The following is a 22,883-nucleotide window of genomic DNA, read 5'->3' on the forward strand; positions in this document are numbered from 1 at the left end:
GGGAGGTGACGTCCAGGCCAACCTCGAGCGGGGGGCACAGGAAACTCTGGGTCACCAGCTCTATTTCCCGAACCTAGACTAAGACTTGCTTACTGTGCTCTTGTTTTTAGATAAAGATGTCTTTCTGTTCACTAGTGTTACGCGGGTCACAGAGAAGGAAGGACGCCGTAGCAATGACTGCAACAAAAGCACAAAACGTATCCCGCTCCTCAATAGGGGCCCTGCTTGCCTCAAACTCGTCCTGGACCGAGCTGAAACGGGCCGCCGGAGAACTGCAGCAGATCCAGGTGAAGGACGGCTCGATACCTGATCGGCGGGACCATGACCGCGCCCTGTACGAGGTCGCCACGATCTCGGCTTCAATCAGGGATTTGGCCCCTTCGTTCCCGCACGACGCGGAGTATCTGGCCCGGCTCGAAGTTGACTTCGAGCGGTGGGCTGCTTCCGCGTTCGGGGTCCCGGACTTCCTGGATTCTCTGCTCGCATTCCAGCCACAGCAGCACCGAATCGACGGACTGCCGCATCTGGTGGTTTTCCCTATGTATACGCAGAACGGCAGCCCCAACCGCTTCGTGGAGGCCGTGCTGTTCGAAGTAGTGTGGCCGGAGTTCATCGCTGAACTCGAAGGTGCAGAGTATTCGAACCAGCTGTTCGTACCCATCCGCTTCATCGACTTCACACCCGGCTATGACACGAACTCGGCGGTGTTGTTTCCTGAGAGCGTAGCCGTCCGTGAAACGCCGCAGTTCACCTGGGGTGGTATTTTCGCGGATCGCGAGGCTGAGCGGTTCCGGAGGGTGGTGGCCGCAGCCAGCGACATCACGTCCCTCACTCTCCCCGACGGAGCGCGTCGGCTGCTTGAAGACCCTCAGCTGGCCATGGAAACCTTCGTGATGTGGGATCTGATCCATGACAGGACGCACATGCGCGGGGATCTGCCGTTTGATCCGTTCATGATCAAGCAGAGGATGCCGTACTTTCTCTACACCCTGGAAGAGCTGCGGTGCGATCTGACGGCATTCCGCGAATCCGTCCGTATCGAGAGGGATGAGAACGCGGCGCCGGAGGCGCGAAACCACGCGAAACTCGTCCAGTATGCCGTCATCTTCGACCGGATTTTCCGGTTCGCGATGACAGGAAGCCGGGTCCGTAATTACGACGGCCTTGGCGGTCAGCTCCTTTTCGCCTGGATGCACCAGCACAAGGTGCTTCATTGGACGGACTCGAAACTGTCTATCGACTGGTCGGAAGCGCCCGAGGTCGTTATCGAACTCGGGAAGCGGATCGAGGAGCTGTACTGGCGTTCAATTGACCGCCCGAAAACCGCTCACTGGCTTGCGGCTTATGAATTCATCAGCGCCACAGTCACTCCGAACCCCGCATCCCTCTGGGCCAAGGGGCCCGAGGCGCTGGCCCTTGACGGCCCTCCTCGGGGCCTGACCGACCAGGTGCTGGATGACGAGTTCCCACTTTCAATGTTCTACGAAGCACTGGAGAAAAAGATGAGAAACGTCATCGAATCGACGGCCGGAATCACCGGCGAGCCCAACGGCGGCAACAGCCGCAAGGACGCGGCATGATGGCTCCCGACGGACCCAGGACCGTCATGGTGGCCGGCTCCACCAGCGAGGCCGGGACCGCCGTCGTATCGGCCCTCAGCGGCGCCGGATTCCGCGTCGCCGCCGTGGACCTGGACACTGAACGCGTGCAAAACCTCGCACAGTCCTGGCCCAACGTCACCGGCTACACCTGCAACCTCGCAGAACCCGCGGCCGTCCGGGAACTGGCGTCCTCGGTCCGCCGGGACCTTGGACCCCTCGATGGCCTGATCCACCTGGTGGGCGGCTGGCGCGGCGGCGACGGCATACCGGGGCAGGAGGACTCCGACTGGGACTTCCTGCACACCAGCGTCCTGACGACACTGCGAAACACCAGCCGCGCCTTCTACGACGACCTTGAAAAGTCCCCGGCGGGCCGACTGGCCATCGTGTCTGCCCAGGCAGCTGCCAATCCCTCCGCAGGTGGTGCCGCCTACGCGGCGATCAAGGCCGCTTCCGAGGCCTGGACGCTGGCGGTGGCCGACGGCTTCCGCAGCTCACAATCCGGCAGCACGAACGACCGGCAACCGCAGCGGTCAGCTGCCGTCGTGTTCGTGGTCAAGGCCCTCGTCGACGACAAGATGAAGGCTACCCAGCCCGACCGGAAATTCCCGGGATTCACCCATGTGAAGGATCTCGGAGCCGCTTCGGCCGCCCTGTTCAGCAGGTCCGCCGCCGAACTCAACGGTTCCCGCCTACCCCTGGTCTGATCTTTCACCTATCCCGACCGGGAAGCAGGTAGGGAGATCGACCAAGCGCCAGTACAGGCGCGCCCGCACGCCGACCTGCGTGCAGGCAGTCAGAAAACAATCCCATTCATGGGCCACACCAACCAAGAGGTAAACAATGTCGTTTTCTCCGTCCAAGAGGACAAAGGCACTGGCGAGTCTCGCCATCGGCCTTCTTTCTCTGACCGGTTGCACCAATGCATCACAGACCTCGGGGGGAGCTGCCCCGGGTTCCACTGGCTTTGATCCCGCCTCTGTGGCCAGGGACGATGCCCTCGCCGCGAGCGTCCCTGAGGCCATCAGGAGCAAGGGCACCCTCACGGTGGGTGCCGACACAACGTACGCACCTGCCGAATCCCTGGGCGGCGCCGATGGCCAGACCCCGGTGGGCTACAACGTGGATTTCGCCAAGGCCATCGGTGCGACCCTCGGCCTGAAGGTCAGGGTCCAGACGTCGGAATTCACGGGAATCCTGCCCGCTCTCGGTGCCAAGTACGATCTGGGAATCTCCTCCTTCACAATCAACGCGGAGCGTCTGAAGGCCGTCAACATGGTCAGCTACTTCAATGCCGGCACGTTGTGGGCCGTCCAGAAGGGCAACCCGAAGAATTTCAGCGTCGATGACATCTGCGGCAAAACCGTGGGGGTGCAGACCGGCACCACCCAAGAGGACCCCGACGTCTCCGGCCGGTCCAAGGCATGCACGGATGCCGGAAAACCGGGCGTCAACGTCGTCACTTTGAAAACGCAGACAGATGTGACTACCCGTCTGGTGAACGGCAGCATCGACGCCATGGCCGCCGATTCCCCCATCATCGGCTATGCCCTCTCGCAGACCGGCGGCAAGCTGGAGGCCCTGGGCGATGTCTACGCTGCGGCACCGCAAGGTATCGCGGTCGCCAAGAGCGACACTGCCCTGTCCGAGCTCATGAAAAACGTCATGAACAAACTCATCAGCAACGGGACCTACGGGAAAATCCTGGACACCTGGAGCAACACCAAGGGCGCCGTCACGAAGTCTGAAGTGAACCCGGCGGTAGGCAATTGAGCACCCTCGCACCCACCGATACCAGCGACCGCAGGACCGGTGCCGCGCACCGGAAACCGGAACTGATCGACGCCGTTCCGGTCCGCCATCCCGGCCGCTGGGCCGGCGCCGTCCTCATCCTGCTGTTCGCCGCGCTGCTGGGCCAGAGCCTGGTCACCAATACTAATTTCCGCTGGGACATCGTCGGCACCTATTTCATGGACGTGCTCGTCATCCAGGGCATCGGCTGGACGTTGCTGCTGACAGTTCTCTCGATGGCGATCGCCATCATGCTGGCCATTCTCCTGGCCTTCATGCGCCAGTCGGACAATCCCCTGTTCCGCGGCGTGAGCTGGACCTGGGTCTGGTTCTTCCGCGGCACACCGGTCTACACCCAGCTGGTGTTCTGGGGCCTCATTTCCGTTCTTTATCCCAAGATCGCCCTGGGGATTCCATTCGGACCGGAACTGTTCAGCTTCAGCACCCAGGACGTGATCACCGCCTTCATGGCAGCAATCCTGGGACTGGGGCTGAACGAGTCAGCCTATCTGGCCGAAATTTTCCGCGCCGGCCTGAAGTCCGTCGACTCCGGCCAGATGGAAGCCGCCGAGGCCCTGGGGATGCGCAAGTCCAAAATCATGTGGCGGATCATTCTGCCCCAGGCCATGCGCGTAATCGTGCCACCCACCGGCAATGAGACCATCGGGATGCTCAAGACCACCTCGCTGGTGCTCGCGGTGCCGTTCACCCTGGACCTGACATTCGCAACCAACGGCATCGCCAACCGCAGCTATCTGCCGATTCCGTTGCTGATCGTGGCCGCTCTCTGGTACCTCGTGATCACCAGCATCCTGATGGTGGGCCAGTACTACGTTGAGCGCCACTTCGGAAAGGGCGTGGACAACATCGTCCCTGCCCCGGTCAAGCCGACCCCTGCGGCCGCCGCAGCCAAAGCACCCAAACAAGAGGATGAGCTACCGTGACCATCACCAACGACGTCATGACGAAGGAGACCCTCGTCCGGATTGACGGGGTCCACAAGTACTTCGGAGAGCACCATGTGCTCCGCGGGATCGACATGACGGTCCGGCAGGGCGAGGTTTCCGTCCTGATCGGCCCGTCCGGGTCGGGGAAGTCCACGTTGCTGCGCTGCATCAACATGCTGGAAACCATCAGCGCCGGCCGGATCCACGTCCGCGAAGAGCTGATCGGCTACCGCGAGACCCGCGGCCGCCTGCATGACCTGACCATCAAAGAGATCGCCGCCCAGCGCAGGGAGATCGGCATGGTCTTCCAGCGCTTCAACCTCTTCCCGCACCGGACGGCGCTGCAGAATATCATCGAGGCGCCCACCCAGGTCAAGCGGCAATCCAAGGTGAAGGCCAGATCACGCGCGATGGAGCTACTGGACCGTGTCGGTCTCGGCAACCATGCCAACCATTACCCCGCGCAGCTCTCGGGCGGCCAGCAGCAGCGCGTGGCCATTGCCCGTGCACTGGCCATGGAACCGGAACTGATGCTCTTCGACGAGCCGACCTCGGCCCTGGACCCGGAACTCGTGGGCGAAGTGCTCAGCGTGATGAAGGACCTGGCCAAGTCCGGCATGACCATGATTGTGGTGACCCACGAGATCGGCTTCGCGCGGGAGGTCGGAGACACCCTGACGTTCATGGACGGCGGCGTCGTCGTCGAAAGCGGCAACCCGCGTGACATCATCGCCAACCCGCAGCAGGCCCGCACCCAGGAGTTCCTCTCCAAAGTTCTCTGACGGCTCAACCCAGACGGTCCGGGCGTGATGTGCGAAGGTGATCATGCCCGGACCGGCTTTGGTGTCTACGGCCGGGTCACTCGAGCCAAGCCTCGGCGACGCGTCGCGCGAATCGGAGTAGCCGCAGGTCAAAGACTCCGGCGCGGTGGCGCGCTGGCTATGATCGAGGTACTGGGTTCTGAGCTGAGGGGGAACACTGGCTGATGAGTGCCGTTACTGTCGCGCGCAACGTCCGCGTCGCTATCTGGACTGTCATGGCGGTCCTAGTGGCTGGGGGCGTGATCTGGTTCGCCGTGTTTACCGCAAACAAACCTGCCACGCCCGCGCCGCCGGCGACCGCTGATTCCCAGGTGGCGAGGGAAGACAGCCACCGGCTCACCAGCCCACCGGCCGAAAAAGCCCAGCTGGTCGAGTTTCTGGACTTCGAATGCGAGGCCTGCCGCGCCGCCGAGCCCTTGGTGGCGGAGCTGAAGGAGGAGTACGGGGACAGGATCACGTTCACCCACCGCTACTTCCCCCTGCCCGGACACCTGAACTCCGGCACCGCAGCGCTCGCTGTCGAAGCCGCCGCGCGCCAGGGGCACTACGAAGCCATGGTCACGAAGCTGTTCGCGACCCAGCCGGAGTGGGGCGGAAAGCAGGACTCCCAGGCCGCCCTCTTCCGGACGTACGCCGAAGGGCTCGGCCTCGACATGGCCCGGTTCGATCAGGACGTTGCGGCCGAGGACGCCAAGGAACGGATCCGCCGGGACATCGCGGACGGCAAAACCCTCGGCGTCACCGGCACCCCGACGTTCTTCCTCAACGGCGAAAAACTCACGCTGAACACCGAAGCCCAGTTCCGGCAGCTGCTCGACGACGCCGTCAAGTAGCGCCGTCACGTAGCGGCCCCGAGGTGGCGCCGGGCCTACGCCCGCAGCTCCCGGTCAATCCGTTCCATGCGGGCCCGCACCAACTGGAAACGCGCGTCCCCAGATCCGGTCAATCGTGCCAAAGATTTTGGGAGTTGCAACGACCGTGCCGCATTAACAGAGAAATCGCCCGGGAAACAGGAAGCACACGCAGCAGGAGAAGGATGAGTTCTTCGCGGTGCTCGATACACGGTTCCTGGAATGGCAGCATTCATCCAGCGCCAGTACGACTCCTCCGCATAGCCGTTTAGCCAGCCAATACCTGCCGCCAGGCGACCTGTGATTCTCCGGGCCGTGACACCGGACTTCAGCCCGCCTCGACGGTAGTCAGACGTGGTTTTCCTGGTTAGCTCGCGGCCGGCAGTGCGTCCGGGATCCGGGGTTTCGTGTTTCCTGCGAAGGTGAACTGCGCGTCGTCGCCGTCGCCATCCACGTCCACCACAACGATGTCGCCCGGGTGGATCTCTCCGACGAGAATCTTCTCGGAGAGCTGGTCCTCGATCTCGCGCTGGATGGTGCGGCGCAGCGGCCGCGCACCCATGGCCGGGTCATACCCGCGGGTTGCCAGCAGCACCTTGGCTGCGGTGGTGAGCTCGATACCCATGTCCTTGTCTGCCAGGCGCTGCTCCAGGCGGCCGATCATCAGGTTCACGATCTGGATGATCTCCTCCTGGGTCAGCTGGGGGAACACGATGACGTCGTCAACACGGTTCAGGAACTCGGGGCGGAAGTGCTGCTTGAGCTCCTCCGTGACCCGGGCGCGCATCCGGTTGTAGCCGGTCTGCGTGTCCGTGCCCGATTGGAAGCCGGTGGTGACGCTCTTGGAGATGTCCCGCGTGCCCAGGTTGGTGGTCATGATGATCACCGTGTTCTTGAAGTCCACCACCCGGCCATGGCTATCGGTCAGGCGGCCGTCTTCCAGGATCTGCAGGAGTGAGTTGAACAGGTCCGTGTGCGCCTTCTCCACCTCGTCGAAGAGGACCACGGAGAACGGACGACGCCGGACCTTCTCGGTCAGCTGGCCGCCTTCGTCGTAACCGACGTAGCCCGGAGGGGCACCGAATAGCCGCGACACTGTGTGCTTCTCCGAGTACTCGGACATGTCCAGGGTGATCAGTGCGTCGTCCTCGCCGAACAGGAATTCGGCCAGGGCCTTGGCGAGTTCGGTCTTGCCGACGCCCGTGGGCCCGGCGAAGATGAACGAACCGCCGGGACGCTTCGGGTCCTTCAGGCCTGCACGGGTACGGCGGATGGCCCGCGAAACCGACCTAATCGCCTCATCCTGGCCCACCACGCGCTGGTGCAGCTCGTCTTCCATCCTCAGCAGACGGCTGGACTCCTCCTCGGTCAGCTTGAACACCGGAATACCGGTGGCATTCGCCAGCACCTCCGCGATCAGATCCTCATCCACCTCGGAGATATCGTCCATGCCGCCGGTCTTCCAGTGGCGTTCCTTCTCTCGACGCTGCGCGACGAGCTTCTGCTCCTGGTCGCGCAGCGAAGCGGCACCCGCGTAGTCCTCCGCATCCAACGCGGACTCCTTCTCCATCTTCAGCTTGGCGATCCGCTCATCCATGGCCTTCAGCTCCGGGGGAGCGCTCATCCGGCGGATGCGCAGCCGGGCACCGGCCTCATCGATCAGGTCGATCGCCTTGTCCGGCAGGAAGCGGTCCGAGATGTAACGCTCCGAAAGGTTCGCCGCGGCGACCAGCGCGCCGTCGGTGATGGTGACCCGGTGGTGCGCCTCGTACCGGTCACGCAGGCCCTTGAGGATCTCGATCGCGTCGGCCACGGAGGGTTCCTGAACCTGGATCGGCTGGAAGCGGCGCTCAAGCGCGGCATCCTTCTCGATGTGCTTGCGGTAGTCATCCAGCGTCGTGGCACCAATGGTCTGCAGCTCGCCCCGGGCCAGCAACGGCTTCAGGATCGAAGCCGCATCGATCGCACCCTCGGCCGCACCGGCACCGACAAGGGTGTGGATCTCATCAATGAACAAAAGAATATCCCCGCGGGTGCGGATCTCCTTCAGGACCTTCTTCAGCCGCTCCTCGAAGTCACCGCGATACCGGGAACCGGCCACCACGGAGCCCAGGTCCAGGGTGTACAGCTGCTTGTCCTTGAGGGTTTCCGGCACGTCGCCGCGGACGATGGCCTGGGCGAGGCCTTCGACGACGGCGGTCTTGCCGACGCCGGGCTCACCGATCAGGACAGGGTTGTTCTTGGTACGCCGCGACAGGACCTGCATAACGCGTTCCATCTCGGATTCGCGCCCGATCACGGGATCCAGCTTGTTCTCCCGCGCAGCCTGCGTCAGGTTGCGGCCGAACTGGTCCAGCACCACGGAACCGGCAGGAGTACCTTCCGGCTGGCCCGGGCCTAGGTCTGCGCCCGTGGTCTCCTTGCCCTGGTAACCCGAGAGGAGCTGGATGACCTGCTGGCGGACCCTGTCCGGGTCCGCGCCGAGCTTGACGAGCACCTGCGCGGCAACACCCTCACCCTCGCGGACGAGACCGAGCAGGATGTGCTCGGTGCCGATATAGTTGTGGCCCAACTGCAGGGCCTCGCGCAGGGCCAGCTCCAGCACCTTCTTGGCGCGCGGGGTGAAGGGGATGTGGCCGGATGGGGACTGCTGGCCCGGGCCGAGGATCTCCTGCACCTGCTCACGCACGCCGTCGAGCGAAATGCTCAAGGACTCAAGAGCTTTGGCGGCAACGCCTTCACCTTCATGGATCAGACCCAAGAGGATGTGTTCGGTACCAATGTAATTGTGGTTCAGCGTGCGTGCCTCTTCTTGGGCAAGCACAACTACTCGACGGGCACGGTCCGTAAATCGCTCAAACATTTCGCCACACTCCTGGCTGCCGCCTACTTTGATGCTACGTCGCCGCAGGCCCTCATGGGGTGTTCGTCGAGACGCAGGATAGAAAGAGCCGGGTTCCCGTGACTTTCCCATGTAAGCGGCAGGGGTTTTCGCACCGCTATCCGCCACGTCACCGCGTGTCACCGTGTGGGCGCAGAGGCACCCGTTCTACACAGTGCGGCACACCCCCGTAGCCCTGACGCCGGTTGCCGCCGCAGTCGCTGCGGGCTCAACGCCACCGCCGGCCTCCACCTCCGGCGGCGCAACGCCATCGTGAGCGTCCTCGGCGGAACCGCCGTCCACGTGGCACTGGCATCCACACTCGCTGCCTTGCACGCGGCCTGAAATCCGGCTAACCTGTGAGACGTGTCACGGACAAAGTGGCACATGCTTTTGATCTGCGGCGGGAGAGTCCTGCCGGTACGTTCAGCAGGCGCCGTAGGAGCAAATCCTCCCCAGGAATCTCTCAGGCCCACGTACCGCCGCGGTTAGGCAACTCTGGAAAGTAGTCCGGCAACGGGCTCACCGACGGTGCAAGCGTCACCCTGCGGCAAGCAGGTGGGCGCGGAAACTCTCAGGTCCAATACAGAGCGGGGAGGAACCCGAATCAATGTGGCGTACCCAGCGCGCCACCTGAATTATGGAGTTCCTTCATGACCATCCAGTCGTCCCCTTCCACCTTTGCCGATCGGCATATTGGTGCCCGCCGCCAGGCCGATATCGACTCCATGCTCAAGGCCGTTGGCTATGACAGCGTTGACGGCCTCGTGGACGTTGCCGTCCCCGACTCCATCCGCCAGGCCAAGCCGCTGGCCCTCAAGGACGCCCTCAGTGAGGTTGAGGTCCTTGCCGAGCTGCGTAAGCTCGCCTCCAAGAACAAGACCGCTGTGCAGATGATCGGCCAGGGCTACTACGACACCGTCACCCCCGCCGTGATCCGCCGGAACATCCTCGAAGCCCCGGCCTGGTACACCGCGTACACGCCGTACCAGCCCGAGATCTCCCAGGGCCGGCTGGAGGCGCTGCTGAACTTCCAGACCATGGTCCAGGACCTGGTGGGCCTGCCCATCGCCAACGCGTCGCTGCTGGATGAAGCCACCGCCGTGGCCGAGGCTGTGCTGATGATGCGCCGGGCAAACAAGAACAAGGAAGCACGCGACGGCAAGACGGTCCTGGATGCCGACTGCCTGCCGCAGACCATCGCCATCGTCAAGGGCCGCGCCGAAGCCCTCGGCTTCGAGGTGGAGGTCGCTGACCTGTCCCAGGGCCTGCCCGACGGCGTTATCAACGGGATCGTCCTGCAGCAGCCGGGCGTGTCGGGCCGGGTCTTCAACCACGCCGCGGTGATCGCGGCTGCCAAGGAGCGCGGCGCCCTGGTCACGGTCGCCGCCGACCTGCTGGCGCTGACCCTGATCACCCCTCCCGGGGAGCAGGGCGCGGACATCGCCGTCGGCTCCACCCAGCGTTTCGGTGTGCCGTTGTTCTTCGGCGGCCCGCACGCGGCCTACATGGCGGTGGCGAAGGGCCTGGAGCGTTCCATGCCGGGCCGCCTCGTCGGGGTCTCCAAGGACGACGCCGGGACCCCCGCGTACCGTCTGGCGCTGCAGACCCGTGAGCAGCACATCCGCCGTGAGAAGGCCACGTCCAACATCTGCACCGCGCAGGCACTGCTGGCCATCGTCTCCTCCTTCTACGCCGTCTACCACGGCCCCGACGGCCTCAAGGCAATCGCCGAGCGCGTCCACAACAACGCCCGCACCCTGGCCACCACGCTGAAGGTCGCCGGCCGCGAACTGGTCACCGAGACCTTCTTCGACACCGTCACCGTCCGCGTCCCGGGCAAGGCGGCCAAGGTCATCGCCGCCGCCGAAGCACGCGGCATCAACCTGCGCCACATCGACGAGGACACCATCGGCGTCTCCGCCGATGAAACCACGACGACGGATGTCCTCTCCGCGATCGCCGTCGCCTTCGGTGCCGGTCCGGTTGTGGACGCGAAGGGCTTTGAACTGCCCGACTCGGTGCTCCGCACCTCCGAGTACCTGCAGCACCCCGTGTTCAACACCCACCGTTCCGAGACCCAGCTGCTGCGCTACATCCGCAGGCTGAGCGACCGGGACCTGGCGCTGGACCGCACCATGATCCCGCTGGGTTCCTGCACCATGAAGCTGAACGCCACGGCCGAGATGGAAGCCATTTCCTGGCCGGAGTTCGCCTCCATCCACCCGTTCGCCCCGGATTCCCAGACCGTGGGCTGGCGCGAACTCATCGGCGGGCTGGAAGCTGATCTCGCGGAAATCACCGGCTACGACCAGGTGTCCCTGCAGCCGAACGCCGGGTCCCAGGGGGAGCTCGCGGGCCTGCTGGCCATCCGCGGCTACCACCTCTCCCGCGGCGATGCCCAGCGCACGGTCTGCCTGATCCCGGCGTCGGCCCACGGCACCAACGCCGCCTCCGCTGTCCTGGCCGGCATGAAGGTCGTTGTGGTCGCCACCGCTGCGGACGGCAGCATCGACCACACGGACCTCTACGCCAAGATCGAGGCCAACAAGGACGTCCTTTCGGCCATCATGATCACCTACCCCTCCACGCATGGTGTCTACGACGCCGACGTGACTGAAATCTGCGACGCCGTGCACGCTGCCGGCGGCCAGGTCTATGTGGACGGCGCCAACCTGAACGCCCTCGTCGGACTCGCACAGCCGGGCAAGTTCGGCGGCGACGTGTCGCACCTGAACCTGCACAAGACCTTCTGCATCCCGCACGGCGGCGGCGGACCCGGCGTTGGCCCGGTCGCGGCCAAGGCGCACCTGGCACCGTTTATGCCCAGTGACGCCAACAAGGCAGCCCACGAGGCCGGTCACGGCGTGGCCATCAGCGCGTCCAACTACGGCTCCGCCGGTGTCCTGCCTATCTCCTGGGCTTACGTGAAGCTCATGGGCGCCGAAGGCCTGACCGAAGCCACGAAGTCGGCGCTGCTCGCGGCCAACTACGTCGCGGCCCGCCTGAACGAATACTTCCCGGTCCTTTACACGGGCGAGGGCGGTCTGGTGGCGCACGAATGCATCCTGGACCTCCGCGACCTGACCGCGAAGACCGGCGTCACCGCGGAAGACGTGGCCAAGCGCCTCATCGACTACGGCTTCCACGCCCCCACCCTCGCGTTCCCGGTGGCGGGCACGCTGATGGTGGAACCGACGGAGTCCGAGGACCTCGTGGAGATCGACCGGTTCATCGACGCCATGATCACCATCCGGAAGGAAATCGACCAGGTGGCCAACGGCGACTTCAGCGTGGAGAACAGCCCGCTGCGCCACGCACCCCACACCGCGTCCGCCGTCGTATCTTCCGACTGGACCCGCGAGTATCCGCGTGAGCAGGCCGCCTTCCCGGTCCACCACCTCAAGCAGGACAAGTACTTCCCGCCCGTCGGCCGCATCGACGGCGCCGGCGGCGACCGCAACCTGATCTGCTCCTGCCCGCCCATCGAAGAATTCGCGAACTAGATTCCTGTGAAAGGCTTTCACAATGACTGAGAACTACACCGCTCTCTACGAAGAGCACAAGAAACTCGGCGCTTCCTTCACCGATTTCGGTGGCTGGCAGATGCCCCTGAAGTACAGCTCCGAGCTGGCCGAGCACCACGCGGTGCGCAACGCTGCCGGCCTGTTCGACCTCTCCCACATGGGCGAGGTCTGGGTCTCCGGCCTGGAAGCCGGCGCGTTCCTGGACTACGCGCTGGTGGGCAAACTCTCCGCCATCGCGGACGGCAAGGCCAAGTATTCGCTCATCTGCAACGCCGACGGCGGCATCATCGATGACCTCATCGTGTACCGCTTCGGCGACGAGAAGTACCTCGTGGTCCCCAACGCGGGCAACGCCCCCACCGTCGCCGTCGCCCTGGCCGAACGCGCCACGGCGTTCAACGTGAAGGTGGAGGACGCCTCCGCCATCACGTCGCTGATCGCGGTGCAGGGCCCCAAGGCCGAGGCCATCCTGCTCAAGCTGACCGCTGAGGCCCAGCACCCGCTCGTCACCGACCTGAAGTACTACGCGTTCAACGAGCTCACCGTGGCCGGCCACAACGTCATCCTGGCGCGCACCGGCTACACCGGCGAGGACGGCTTCGAGCTCTTTGTAGCGAACGACGGCGCCGCCTCCCTGTGGGCGTCCGTCGCCGAAGCAGGGGCTGAGTTCGGCATTGTTCCGTGCGGCCTCGCCTCACGCGATTCGCTCCGCCTTGAAGCCGGCATGCCGCTCTACGGCAACGAACTCTCCCTCGAACGGTCACCGTTCGACGCCGGCCTGGGTGGCGTTGTGGCGCTCAAGAGCAAGGAAGGCGACTTCGTGGGCCGCTCCGCACTGGAAGCCGCCAAGGAAGCCGGATCAAAGCGTAAGCTTGTGGGCTTGAAGGGACTGGGCCGTCGCGCCGGCCGCGGGCACTACCCGATACTCAAGGACGGCGCCGTGGTTGGCGAAGTCACCTCCGGCCAGCCCAGCCCCACCCTCGGCTACCCGGTTGCGATGGCCTATGTCGACGTCGAGCACGCCGAGATTGGCACCGCCCTGGACATCGACCTGCGCGGCAAGGCAGAGCCTTTCGAGGTTGTCGCCCTGCCGTTCTACAAGCGCCAAAAGTAGGGTGCTACGGGTTCCGTTGCGGCTGACATCCTCTGCGTGCTGCTCCTTCGTCGCTTTGACGCACGCTGCCGGATGCCACCCACAACGGAACCTCCCCGGGGGTTGGCGTTGACCGTCCCCCTAGGTGCTTAGGAAGTGCCGCCGACCCTGGCGGTGAGCGGATTCCGGAAGCGTGCGTCAGAGGCGAGGAACGAGCCAGCACGCGGAGGAATTCGGTCACCAGCCTCCCAACCCGACCACAACTGACTTCGAAACGTAAGGAAACACAACATGGCTAAGGTTGCCGCTGAACTGAAATACTCCGCCGAGCACGAGTGGATCGCCTTTGATGGCTCTGGTCCGTCCGTTGTTGGCGTGTCCGCTGTTGCCGCTGAGGCGCTGGGTGACATCGTCTACGTGGACCTGCCCGAGGTTGGCTCCACGGTCACCGCGGGGGAGACCTGCGGCGAGATCGAGTCCACCAAGTCCGTTTCTGACCTGTACTCCCCGGTGACGGGCGAGGTCACGGAAATCAACGAAGACGCCGTCGGCGATCCCGCACTGATCAACTCCGATCCGTACGGTGCCGGCTGGCTGTTCAAGGTGACCGTCGAGTCCGAGGGCCCGCTGCTCTCCGCCCAGGAGTACGCCGAAGTAAACGGTGGCGAGCTGTGAGCCCCGCTGCAGCAGGCACAGCAGTCTTTGAGCAGGTAGTTTCCGCGAGCCTGGACACCGATCTGTCGGTGCTGGACCCTGAGATCGCCGTCAAGATCGACGACGAACTGCGCCGCCAGCGCAATGGCCTGGAAATGATCGCCTCCGAGAACCACACGGCTGTTGCCGTGATGCAGGCGCAGGGCTCGGTCCTGACCAACAAGTACGCCGAGGGCTACCCGGGCAAGCGCTACTACGGTGGCTGCGAGCACGTGGACGTCATCGAGCAGCTGGCCATCGACCGCGTCAAGGCCCTGTTCGGTGCCGAGTTCGCCAACGTGCAGCCACACTCCGGTGCCCAGGCCAACGCCTCGGTCATGCACGCGCTGATCAAGCCGGGCGACACCATCATGGGCCTGAACCTGGCCCACGGCGGCCACCTGACCCACGGCATGAAGATCAACTTCTCCGGCAAGCTCTACAACGTGGTCCCGTACCAGGTCCGCGAAGACACCCACACCATTGACATGGCCGAGGTGGAGCGCCTGGCGCTGGAGCACAAGCCGCAGCTGATCGTCGCCGGCTGGTCGGCCTACGCCCGCCAGCTGGACTTCGCCGAGTTCCGCCGGATCGCCGATCTGGTGGGTGCCTTCCTCATGGTGGACATGGCGCACTTCGCCGGTCTGGTGGCAGCTGGCCTGCACCCGAGCCCGGTGCCGCACGCCCACGTCACCACCTCCACCACGCACAAGACCCTCGCCGGTCCGCGCGGCGGCATCATCCTCTCCAACGACCCCGCGATCGCCAAGAAGATCAACTCGGCTGTCTTCCCCGGCCAGCAGGGCGGCCCGCTGGAGCACGTCATCGCCGGCAAGGCCGTGGCCTTCAAGATCGCAGCAACGCCGGAGTTCAAGGAACGCCAGGAGCGCGTCCTGGCCGGCGCCAGCATCCTGGCCGACCGCCTGGTCCAGCCGGACGTCACCGCCAAGGGCATCAACGTGATCTCCGGCGGCACCGACGTGCACCTGGTCCTGGTTGACCTGCGCAACTGCGAGTTGGACGGCCAGCAAGCCGAGGACCGCCTGGCCGCGATTGACATCACCGTCAACCGCAACGCTGTGCCGTTCGACCCGCGCCCGCCGATGGTCACCTCCGGCCTCCGGATCGGCACCCCCGCGCTGGCCACCCGTGGTTTCGGCGAGGCAGCCTTCCGTGAAGTTGCGGACATCATCGCCGAGGCATTGATTGCCGACGCCGACGCGGACCTTTCCGGCCTGCGTCACCGGGTCGAAGCTCTCGCCGCCGCCCACCCGTTGTACCCGTCAGTCGTCAACCTCGGGTAACGTCCGGGACCGGCGGACCGGACTTTTCACGCGTGCTGCGCCCCACCGGCTCCCTAGCCTCGCAAGCTCGGCCAGGGAACCCGGCCGGCGTGGGCCCACCTCGCTTTGACGCACGCTTTCGAAAAGCCTGGCTCCGCCGGCCCCTCGTGCAGCACCGTGTTCGGGCGCACATCTCTGAAGAATTACTTAGTTAGGAAACGCACATGGCCGTTGGAGTCTTTGATTTGTTCTCCGTCGGGATCGGGCCTTCGAGCTCTCACACTGTTGGGCCCATGCGGGCTGCTGCGGTGTTTGCTGAGGAGGTGAAGGGCTCCGGCAGCCTGGACAAGGTGGCCGGGCTGCGGGTGGACCTGTACGGGTCGCTGGCGGCAACCGGCCACGGCCACGGCACCATGACGGCCGTCCTGCTGGGCCTGGAGGGTTTCCACCCCGAAAAGATCCTGCCGGCCGAGGTGGAGGAGCGGCTCGCCGCCATCGCCGAAACCGGCACCCTCCAGCTCGCCGGTTCCGTGCCCCTGCCGTACGGGGTCAAGGACATGGTCCTGCGCCCGCTCACAGTCCTGCCGCGGCACACCAACGGCATGACCTTCACGGTCACTGACGAGGCAGGCGAGGTCCTGCACAAGGCCACGTTCTTCTCCGTCGGCGGCGGCTTCATCGTCCGCGAAGGCGAAGAGGACGCGGCCCTGAAGGAACTCGACGAGTCCAAGAAGGAACTGCCGCTGCCGTTCCGCACCGCCGCGGAGCTGCTGGGCCGGTGCCAGTCCAAGGGCCTGTCCATCGGCGACATCATGTTCGTCAACGAGCGCGCTTCCCGCACCGAACAAGAAATCCGCGAAGGCCTGCTGCACATCTACTCCGTCATGGAGGAGTGTGTGGCAACCAGCCTCAAGCGCGAGGGGCTGCTGCCCGGCGGACTGAAGGTCCGCCGTCGTGCTCCGGACTGGCATGAGCGGCTCGAAAAGGAGGACAAAGACCGGGACCCGAAGTACTGGCAGGAATGGGTGAACCTCATCGCCCTGGCAGTGAACGAGGAGAACGCGTCCGGCGGCCGGGTTGTCACGGCACCCACCAACGGCGCCGCGGGGATCATCCCGGCGGTCCTGTATTACGCACTGCATTTCGCACCCGGCATGGACAAGGCCACGCAGGAAGACCGCGACGACGTTGTGGTCAAGTTCCTGCTCACGGCCGGTGCCATCGGGGTGCTGTACAAGGAGCAGGCGTCCATTTCGGGTGCCGAGGTGGGCTGCCAGGGTGAGGTGGGATCGGCGTCGTCCATGGCGGCCGGCGCACTCGCCGAGGTGCTGGGCGGCACACCCCAGCAGGTGGAGAACGCGGCGGAGATCGCGATGGAACACAACCTGGGCCTGACGTGCGATCCGATCGGCGGGCTGGTCCAGGTGCCGTGCATCGAACGCAACGCGATCGCGGCGGCGAAGGCCATCAACGCCGCGAAGATGGCGCTGTGGGGGGACGGTACGCACCGGGTGTCCCTGGACGAGGTGATCGTGACCATGCGCGAGACCGGCAGGGACATGAGCTCCAAGTACAAGGAAACAGCCATGGGCGGCCTCGCCGTCAACGTAGTGGAATGCTAAGGGAAGAGAACTGATGACACTGGCACCAGAAGGCCGGAAGCTGCTGCGCGTTGAGCAGCGCAACTCTGCAGTACCTGTGGAGCGGAAGCCGGAGTGGATCAAGGCGAAGGTCCAGATGGGTCCGGAGTATGTCCAGCTCAAGAACCTGGTCAAGAAGGAAGGCCTGCACACGGTGTGTGAGGAGGCCGGCTGCCCGAACATTTTTGAGTGCTGGGAAGACAAGGAAGCCACGTTCCTGATCGGCGGGTCCGAGTGCACCCGGCGCTGTGATTTCTGCCAGATCGACACGGGCAAGCCGTCCCCGGTGGACATGTTTGAGCCGACGAAGGTGGCCCGGTCGGTCCTGGCCATGCAGCTGCGCTACGCCACAGTCACGGGGGTGGCCCGGGATGACCTGGCCGATGAGGGTGTCTGGCTGTATGCCGAGACGGTCCGGAAGATCCACGAGCTGAACCCGGGCACCGGTGTCGAACTGCTGATCCCTGACTTCTCCGGCAAGCCCGAACACATCGCGGCGATCTGTGATTCGAAGCCGGAGGTCTTCGCGCACAACGTCGAGACCGTGCCCCGGATTTTCAAGCGGATCCGGCCCGCGTTCCGGTATGACCGGTCCCTGGATGTCATCACCCAGGGCCGCAAGCTCGGGATGGTGACCAAGTCCAACCTGATCCTGGGCATGGGCGAGACCCGTGAGGAAATCTCCGAGGCGTTGCGGGACCTGCATGAGGCAGGGTGTGACCTGATCACCATTACCCAGTACCTCCGCCCGAGTGAGCGGCACCTGCCGGTGGACCGCTGGGTCAAGCCGCAGGAGTTCGTGGACCTGCAGGACGAGGCCAACGAGATCGGCTTCCTCGGCGTGATGTCGGGCCCGCTGGTCCGTTCCTCCTACCGTGCCGGCCGGCTCTGGGCCACCGCGATGCGCAAGAAGGGCTGGGAAATCCCCGCCGAACTCGCCCACATCGAGTCCTCCGGCAGCACCCGCCAGGAAGCCAGCTCATTGCTGGCAGCCCACGCCAGCTGACCGCTCCTGTGTTCAGAGCCGAGATCCAGAAAGGACCAAAGATGTTCCCTACAAGAATCGAAATCATCCCCTCAACCGGGATTGTTGACCAGGTCCAGGCGCTGGTTCCGCTGACCACCACGCTGACCATGACGTGCCTGCCGCACCACGGCATCGAGCGGACCATGCGCGCCTCGGTGGAGCTGAGCACGCTCGGCTACACCGTCATCCCGCACCTGGCCGCGCGCAGCATCCACGACCGGGCCGAGCTGACCCGGATCATGCGGGAGTGCGACGGCGCCGGGATCGGCGAGGTGTTTGTGATCGGCGGCGACCGGAAGCAGCCCGCCGGACCGTACGAGTCAGCCCTCCCGCTGCTCGAGGACATCGCCCAGTACACCGGTGGCCGGATGCGGGCAGGCGTGGCAGGCTACCCGGAAGGCCACCCGACGGTGGCGGCCCTGGACCTGATCGACGCCCTGCAGGACAAGCAGCACCTGGCCACGCACGTGGTCGCCCAGATGTGCTTTGACGCCCCCAAAATCCTCGACTATGCGGCGCTTCTGCGCCGCGAAGGCGTGAACCTGCCCGTCTGGGCGGGCGTGGCGGGGTCCGTCCCGCGGACCAAGCTGGTGGCACTTGCCTCGCAGATCGGCGTCGGAAGTTCCCTGAAGTTCCTCAGCAGCAAAGGAACTTTGGCGCGCAAGCTACTCAGCGGCGATCGCTACTCACCTCACACCCTGGTGGCCGGGCTCGAAAGCCAGCCCGGCATAGCAGGGATCCACCTCTACAGCTTCAACAACCTCGATGCGGTCCCCAACGAAGCGGGCCTCGCATCATCCCCAACGGCACTCCAGCCAGCATCGATTCGAGGAGCAGCACGTGAGTACTGAAACCGTCACCACCCCGGGCAACACGCCCCACCTTGAACGCCAGCTCAGCAACAGGCACATCCAGCTGATCGCCATTGGCGGCGCCATCGGCACGGGCCTGTTCATGGGCTCAGGCAAAACCATCTCGGCCGCCGGCCCGTCCGTCATTTTCGTTTACATGATCATCGGCTTCATGCTGTTCTTCGTGATGCGGGCCATGGGCGAACTGCTGCTTTCCAACCTGCACTACAAGTCCTTCAGCGACTTCGCCGCTGACCTCCTGGGCCCCTGGGCCGGTTTCTTCACCGGCTGGACCTACTGGTTCTGCTGGGTGATCACAGGCATCGCGGACGTCATTGCCATCGCCGCCTACTCGGAGGAACTCTGGCCAGGAGTGCCCTTGTGGATTCCGGGCATCGCCACCGTGGTGATCCTCCTGGTCCTGAACCTCGCAACGGTGCGGGCATTCGGTGAGACCGAGTTCTGGTTCGCGCTGATCAAGATCATCGCCATTGCGGCCCTGATCATTGTGGGCCTCTTCATGATCTTCAGCGGTTTCCAGTCCGACGCCGGCCCGGCCACCTTCAACAACCTGTGGAGCCACGGCGGGATGTTCCCGAACGAATTCATGGGCTTTGTAGCAGGCTTCCAGATCGCCGTTTTCGCCTTCGTGGGTATTGAACTGGTAGGCACCACCGCCGCCGAGGCCAAGGACCCGGAGAAGAACCTGCCCAAGGCCATCAACTCCATCCCCATCCGCGTTCTGCTCTTCTACGTAGGCGCCCTCATCATCCTGATGTCCGTCACCCCGTGGACCCAGTTCCAGGCCGGCCACAGCCCGTTCATCGCCATGTTCTCCCTGGCCGGCCTCGGCGCCGCGGCCACCATCGTGAACCTGGTGGTGCTCAGCTCGGCCATGTCCTCGGCCAACTCCGGCATCTACTCCACGTCCCGCATGGTGTACGGCCTGGCCCAGGAGGGCGACGCCCCCACCGTGTTCAGCAGGCTGTCCAGCCGCAAGGTCCCGCAGAACGCCCTGTTCCTCTCCTGCATCCTGCTGCTCTCCGGCATCGTCCTGATGTACGCCGGCAAGGACATCGGCAAGGCCTTCGACATGGTCACCACCGTGTCCGCCGTCTGCTTCGTCTTTGTCTGGTCCATCATCCTGGCCAGCTACCTGAAGTTCCGTTCACGCCGTCCGCACCTGCACGAGTCATCCAAGTACAAAATGCCCGGCGGCGTCCCCATGGTCTGGGTGGTCTTCGCGTTCTTCGCCTTCGTCCTGTGGGCACTGACCACGCAGCCGGACACGCTGGTGGCGCTGCTGGTCACCCCCATCTGGTTCATCCTGCTGGGCGTCGCCTGGATCATCCTGCGCAAGCGCCCGTCCCACCTGGCCCGCTACGCGGAGTTCCAGAAGGACCTCGCCGGCGAGAAGGAAGTGGCAGAGGAGAAGGCCCTGGCCGACGCTGAGCTGGCCGACGCGAAAGCTTCGCGGGAGAACTAAGTGGCAACCGAACATGTTCTGACCGTCAACTGCGCCGAGTCCCCGGGGATCGTCCACGCGATCACCGGGTACCTGCTGGACCACGACTGCGACATCATCGACACCAAGCACTTCGGTGACCGCCAGGCCCGGCAGTTCTTTATGCGGGTGCATTTCGAATCCGGCAAGCAGCCGCTGACCACGGAGGACCTGCGCCGGGACTTCGAGCCGCTGGCCGCTGAGTGGGCCATGAACTGGCAGCTGGAGCCGCACGGCCGCAAGCGCCGGGTCCTGGTGATGGTGTCCAAGTTCGGGCACTGCCTCAACGACCTGCTGTTCCGGGCCCGCACGGGCGATCTGCCGGTGGAAATCGTGGCCGTGGTCTCCAACCACACGGACCACGAGGAACTGGTCAAGTGGCACGGCATCCCGTTCTTCCACCTCCCGGTCACACAGGAGACCAAGCCGGCGCAGGAAGCGCGACTGCTGGAGCTCGTGGACGAATACAACGTGGAGCTGGTGGTCCTGGCCCGCTACATGCAGGTCCTCAGCGACGAGCTGTCAGCCCAGCTGACGGGCCGGACCATCAACATCCACCACTCGTTCCTGCCCAGCTTCAAGGGCGCCAAGCCGTACCACCAGGCCTACGACCGCGGCGTCAAGACCGTGGGCGCCACGGCGCACTACGTCAACGCGGAGCTGGATGAGGGACCGATCATCGCCCAGCAGGTCATCGACGTGGACCACACGTACACGGCCGATGACCTGGTGCGCGTGGGCCGCGACGCTGAGTGCAAGGCGCTGAGCAACGCGGTCCGGTGGCACTGTGAAGGCCGGGTAATGCTCGACGGCGGGCGCACAGTCGTTCTGCGCTGACCGTTCCTGCCCGTCCCCGCCTACATTCGGGGGAGTGGGGTGGGGCCGCATCCGGGCTGCGGGCCGCGTAGTGCTCGACGGCGGGGCGCTGGCTCAGGCGCGTTGCTGGAAGTGTGTGGGCGGAACCCCGCCCGGGAGCGTGCGCAGCATCCCTTCGGCGGCGTCGCGGATGGTCAGGTTCCGATGGCTCGATGCGAGCGTGAGCATCTGCAACGCCGCCTCGTAGGAGCACCCGTTCTGGCCCATGATCACACCGCAGGCGACGTTGACCGCGGTGCGGCTGGCCATGGCTGCGCGGAGGTCCGCGGATTGGGCCAGGCCAGCCCGGACCTGCAGTGCCAGGACCAGGCTCGTGGCCGCCACGTCGGAGAACGCCAGCGCCCGGCTGGCGACAACCGGGGTGAACACGTTCGTTTCCGCCGAATACAACGTGAGTGCGGCCCGGTAGCCGCGTTCCAGCGGCAAGGGCACGGCGACAGCGGAGCGGAAGCCGGCTGACCTGAGACTGGCCGGGTACTCGTCCCAGCGCTTGTCCGGGCAGTGATCATTGAGAATGATGGTCAGGCGGCCGCCCAGTGCCCGCGAGGTGGGACCCCGTCCGGCGAGCTGGTCCCACCGGGATAGGCCGCCGGCGGCGTCGGTGGTTGCCGCTGTGAAGGGCGTCCCGTCCGGCCGCACGAGCGTCACCGTGCTCTCCACGGGGTGGCCGGCAATCTCGCTCACGGCGGACGCTGCAATCCGGGCCAGCGCGCACGCCGATGCCGCTTCCGAGTGTCCGCGGATATCCAGCAGGACCCCCGAGACGCGCCAGTCCACCTGTTGATCGATCATCATGCCCCAGTCCCCCATGTGTCGGTACGTCCTCATCGTAAAAGGCCCGGCCGGGGTGGCACACGAGTAGTGAGTACTCGCTTTTTGCGGGCCCGCCGAAGATTTGCGTTTCTGGCGTTTCGTACGTTTTTATACTTCTATACAAAACAGGCGCTAGACTGTGACTGTGGAAACTGAACCCAGCTCCGTCACCGTCGGAGCTCTGCGTGAGCATCTGCCCGACGTCGTCAATAGGGCGAACTACGGGCATGAGCGAGTTCAGATCACGCGCCACGGTAAGCCTGTGGCTTTCCTCATCGGCGTCGAGGACTTCGCACGCCTGGAGGAACTCGAAGACGCCGTGGATCTCGCCGAATTCCGGGCCGCCAAAGCCGACGACGATGGCCGTCGAGTGAGCCTGACTGAACTTCAGGCCGAACTCTAAACGTGGCCGGCTACGCGGTCGAATTCACCGCCGGAGCAGCCAAGGAAATCCGCAAACTGGAGACTGGTACGCGCAAGCGAATCCTGGCGTCTGTCGCGGGGCTGGCAAATGATCCGCGACCCGCTGGATGCAAGAAGCTTGCTGGCGAAGAGACCGCCTGGCGGGTCCGCATTGCTGACTATCGCGTTCTCTACGAAATCCATGACGACGTTCTGACCGTCCTCGTTGTGCGGGTCGTGCACCGACGCGAGGTCTACAAGAGGTGACGCCCGCCTGGCTGG

Annotated in this window: 19 protein-coding genes and 1 riboswitch; of the genes, 17 read left to right on the plus strand and 2 right to left on the minus strand. The window is 64.8% G+C overall.

Translation table 11 applies throughout. The annotated features are described in order from the left end of the window. Positions 1–173: 173 nt before the first annotated feature. The 6 genes from AU252_RS15190 to AU252_RS15215 all read left to right on the plus strand — a co-directional run bounded on the left by AU252_RS15190 (position 174) and on the right by AU252_RS15215 (position 5,993). Complete coding sequence (locus AU252_RS15190; RefSeq protein ID WP_058931443.1) at positions 174–1,580, plus strand: DUF6421 family protein; 1,407 nt, start codon at positions 174–176, stop codon at positions 1,578–1,580. After that, a complete protein-coding gene (locus AU252_RS15195) occupies positions 1,577–2,308 on the plus strand; it encodes an SDR family NAD(P)-dependent oxidoreductase (RefSeq protein WP_346425554.1) in 732 nt (243 codons plus the stop codon). Before AU252_RS15190 ends, AU252_RS15195 begins: the two co-directional genes overlap by 4 nt. Before the next feature lie 274 nt (positions 2,309–2,582). Continuing rightward, positions 2,583–3,374, plus strand: a complete 792-nt coding sequence (locus AU252_RS15200) for an ABC transporter substrate-binding protein (RefSeq protein ID WP_240484197.1) — start codon at positions 2,583–2,585, stop codon at positions 3,372–3,374. Then, on the plus strand, positions 3,371–4,336 hold the full coding sequence (locus AU252_RS15205; RefSeq protein WP_083510417.1) for an amino acid ABC transporter permease: 966 nt from the start codon (positions 3,371–3,373) through the stop codon (positions 4,334–4,336). The genes AU252_RS15200 and AU252_RS15205 overlap by 4 nt, the downstream gene beginning before the upstream one ends. Positions 4,337–4,353: 17 nt before the next feature. Next, positions 4,354–5,121 carry an amino acid ABC transporter ATP-binding protein gene (locus AU252_RS15210; protein WP_058932985.1) on the plus strand — a complete coding sequence of 256 codons (768 nt, stop codon included), beginning with the start codon at positions 4,354–4,356 and terminating at the stop codon, positions 5,119–5,121. A gap of 203 nt (positions 5,122–5,324) precedes the next feature. Beyond that, the gene (locus tag AU252_RS15215; RefSeq protein WP_058931445.1) at positions 5,325–5,993 is read left to right on the plus strand and encodes a DsbA family protein; all 669 of its coding nucleotides are present in this window, start codon (positions 5,325–5,327) and stop codon (positions 5,991–5,993) included. Between the two features lie 385 nt (positions 5,994–6,378). Here AU252_RS15215 and AU252_RS15220 read toward each other — a convergent pair whose 3' ends face one another. Then, positions 6,379–8,874 carry an ATP-dependent Clp protease ATP-binding subunit gene (locus AU252_RS15220; RefSeq protein WP_058931446.1) on the minus strand — a complete coding sequence of 832 codons (2,496 nt, stop codon included), beginning with the start codon at positions 8,872–8,874 and terminating at the stop codon, positions 6,379–6,381. A gap of 412 nt (positions 8,875–9,286) precedes the next feature. Continuing rightward, positions 9,287–9,384, plus strand: a riboswitch (glycine riboswitch). A 161-nt stretch (positions 9,385–9,545) separates the two neighbouring features. Between AU252_RS15220 and gcvP the strand changes: the two genes are divergently transcribed. From gcvP to purU, 9 genes are all read left to right on the plus strand, one after another. Beyond that, positions 9,546–12,398: an aminomethyl-transferring glycine dehydrogenase gene (gene gcvP, locus AU252_RS15225; protein WP_058931447.1), complete on the plus strand. Its 2,853-nt coding sequence runs from the start codon at positions 9,546–9,548 to the stop codon at positions 12,396–12,398. Between the two features lie 22 nt (positions 12,399–12,420). Continuing rightward, positions 12,421–13,533, plus strand: coding sequence for a glycine cleavage system aminomethyltransferase GcvT (gcvT, locus tag AU252_RS15230; RefSeq protein WP_058931448.1), 1,113 nt, complete (start codon positions 12,421–12,423; stop codon positions 13,531–13,533). Between the two features lie 270 nt (positions 13,534–13,803). After that, complete coding sequence (gcvH, locus tag AU252_RS15235; protein ID WP_058931449.1) at positions 13,804–14,187, plus strand: glycine cleavage system protein GcvH; 384 nt, start codon at positions 13,804–13,806, stop codon at positions 14,185–14,187. Next, positions 14,184–15,509, plus strand: coding sequence for a serine hydroxymethyltransferase (gene glyA / locus AU252_RS15240; protein WP_058931450.1), 1,326 nt, complete (start codon positions 14,184–14,186; stop codon positions 15,507–15,509). Before gcvH ends, glyA begins: the two co-directional genes overlap by 4 nt. A gap of 203 nt (positions 15,510–15,712) precedes the next feature. Next, positions 15,713–17,110 carry an L-serine ammonia-lyase gene (locus AU252_RS15245; protein WP_058931451.1) on the plus strand — a complete coding sequence of 466 codons (1,398 nt, stop codon included), beginning with the start codon at positions 15,713–15,715 and terminating at the stop codon, positions 17,108–17,110. Between the two features lie 13 nt (positions 17,111–17,123). Beyond that, positions 17,124–18,134, plus strand: coding sequence for a lipoyl synthase (gene lipA / locus AU252_RS15250; protein ID WP_058931452.1), 1,011 nt, complete (start codon positions 17,124–17,126; stop codon positions 18,132–18,134). Positions 18,135–18,175: 41 nt separating this feature from the next. Beyond that, complete coding sequence (locus tag AU252_RS15255) at positions 18,176–19,006, plus strand: methylenetetrahydrofolate reductase (protein ID WP_083510420.1); 831 nt, start codon at positions 18,176–18,178, stop codon at positions 19,004–19,006. Next, positions 18,921–20,492: a D-serine/D-alanine/glycine transporter gene (gene cycA / locus AU252_RS15260; RefSeq protein ID WP_083510421.1), complete on the plus strand. Its 1,572-nt coding sequence runs from the start codon at positions 18,921–18,923 to the stop codon at positions 20,490–20,492. The genes AU252_RS15255 and cycA overlap by 86 nt, the downstream gene beginning before the upstream one ends. Then, a complete protein-coding gene (gene purU, locus AU252_RS15265; RefSeq protein ID WP_058931454.1) occupies positions 20,493–21,347 on the plus strand; it encodes a formyltetrahydrofolate deformylase in 855 nt (284 codons plus the stop codon). 93 nt (positions 21,348–21,440) lie between these two features. On the opposite strand, the gene AU252_RS15270 is transcribed toward purU, so the two are convergent. Further along, on the minus strand, positions 21,441–22,181 hold the full coding sequence (locus tag AU252_RS15270) for a GAF and ANTAR domain-containing protein (protein WP_157768992.1): 741 nt from the start codon (positions 22,179–22,181) through the stop codon (positions 21,441–21,443). A 163-nt stretch (positions 22,182–22,344) separates the two neighbouring features. On the opposite strand from AU252_RS15270, the gene AU252_RS15275 reads away from it, so the two are divergent. Both AU252_RS15275 and AU252_RS15280 read left to right on the plus strand, forming a co-directional pair. Continuing rightward, complete coding sequence (locus AU252_RS15275; protein WP_058932986.1) at positions 22,345–22,602, plus strand: type II toxin-antitoxin system Phd/YefM family antitoxin; 258 nt, start codon at positions 22,345–22,347, stop codon at positions 22,600–22,602. Positions 22,603–22,604: 2 nt separating this feature from the next. Continuing rightward, a complete protein-coding gene (locus AU252_RS15280) occupies positions 22,605–22,868 on the plus strand; it encodes a type II toxin-antitoxin system RelE family toxin (RefSeq protein ID WP_058931456.1) in 264 nt (87 codons plus the stop codon). The last annotated feature ends 15 nt before the right edge of the window (positions 22,869–22,883 follow it).

It is taken from the genome of Pseudarthrobacter sulfonivorans (genome assembly GCF_001484605.1).
Classification (GTDB): Bacteria; Actinomycetota; Actinomycetes; order Actinomycetales; family Micrococcaceae; genus Arthrobacter; species Arthrobacter sulfonivorans_A.

Bases quoted from the DNA above. Each gene is read 5' to 3' on its own strand.
- AU252_RS15190 (WP_058931443.1), top strand. From the start codon at position 174: ATGACTGCAACAAAAGCACAAAACGTATCCCGCTCCTCAATAGGGGCC.
- AU252_RS15195 (WP_346425554.1), top strand. From the start codon at position 1,577: ATGATGGCTCCCGACGGACCCAGGACCGTCATGGTGGCCGGCTCCACC.
- AU252_RS15210 (WP_058932985.1), top strand. From the start codon at position 4,354: ATGACGAAGGAGACCCTCGTCCGGATTGACGGGGTCCACAAGTACTTC.
- AU252_RS15215 (WP_058931445.1), top strand. From the start codon at position 5,325: ATGAGTGCCGTTACTGTCGCGCGCAACGTCCGCGTCGCTATCTGGACT.
- AU252_RS15220 (WP_058931446.1), bottom strand. From the start codon at position 8,874: ATGTTTGAGCGATTTACGGACCGTGCCCGTCGAGTAGTTGTGCTTGCC.
- gcvP (WP_058931447.1), top strand. From the start codon at position 9,546: ATGACCATCCAGTCGTCCCCTTCCACCTTTGCCGATCGGCATATTGGT.
- gcvT (WP_058931448.1), top strand. From the start codon at position 12,421: ATGACTGAGAACTACACCGCTCTCTACGAAGAGCACAAGAAACTCGGC.
- gcvH (WP_058931449.1), top strand. From the start codon at position 13,804: ATGGCTAAGGTTGCCGCTGAACTGAAATACTCCGCCGAGCACGAGTGG.
- AU252_RS15245 (WP_058931451.1), top strand. From the start codon at position 15,713: ATGGCCGTTGGAGTCTTTGATTTGTTCTCCGTCGGGATCGGGCCTTCG.
- lipA (WP_058931452.1), top strand. From the start codon at position 17,124: ATGACACTGGCACCAGAAGGCCGGAAGCTGCTGCGCGTTGAGCAGCGC.
- AU252_RS15255 (WP_083510420.1), top strand. From the start codon at position 18,176: ATGTTCCCTACAAGAATCGAAATCATCCCCTCAACCGGGATTGTTGAC.
- cycA (WP_083510421.1), top strand. From the start codon at position 18,921: ATGCGGTCCCCAACGAAGCGGGCCTCGCATCATCCCCAACGGCACTCC.
- AU252_RS15270 (WP_157768992.1), bottom strand. From the start codon at position 22,181: ATGATGATCGATCAACAGGTGGACTGGCGCGTCTCGGGGGTCCTGCTG.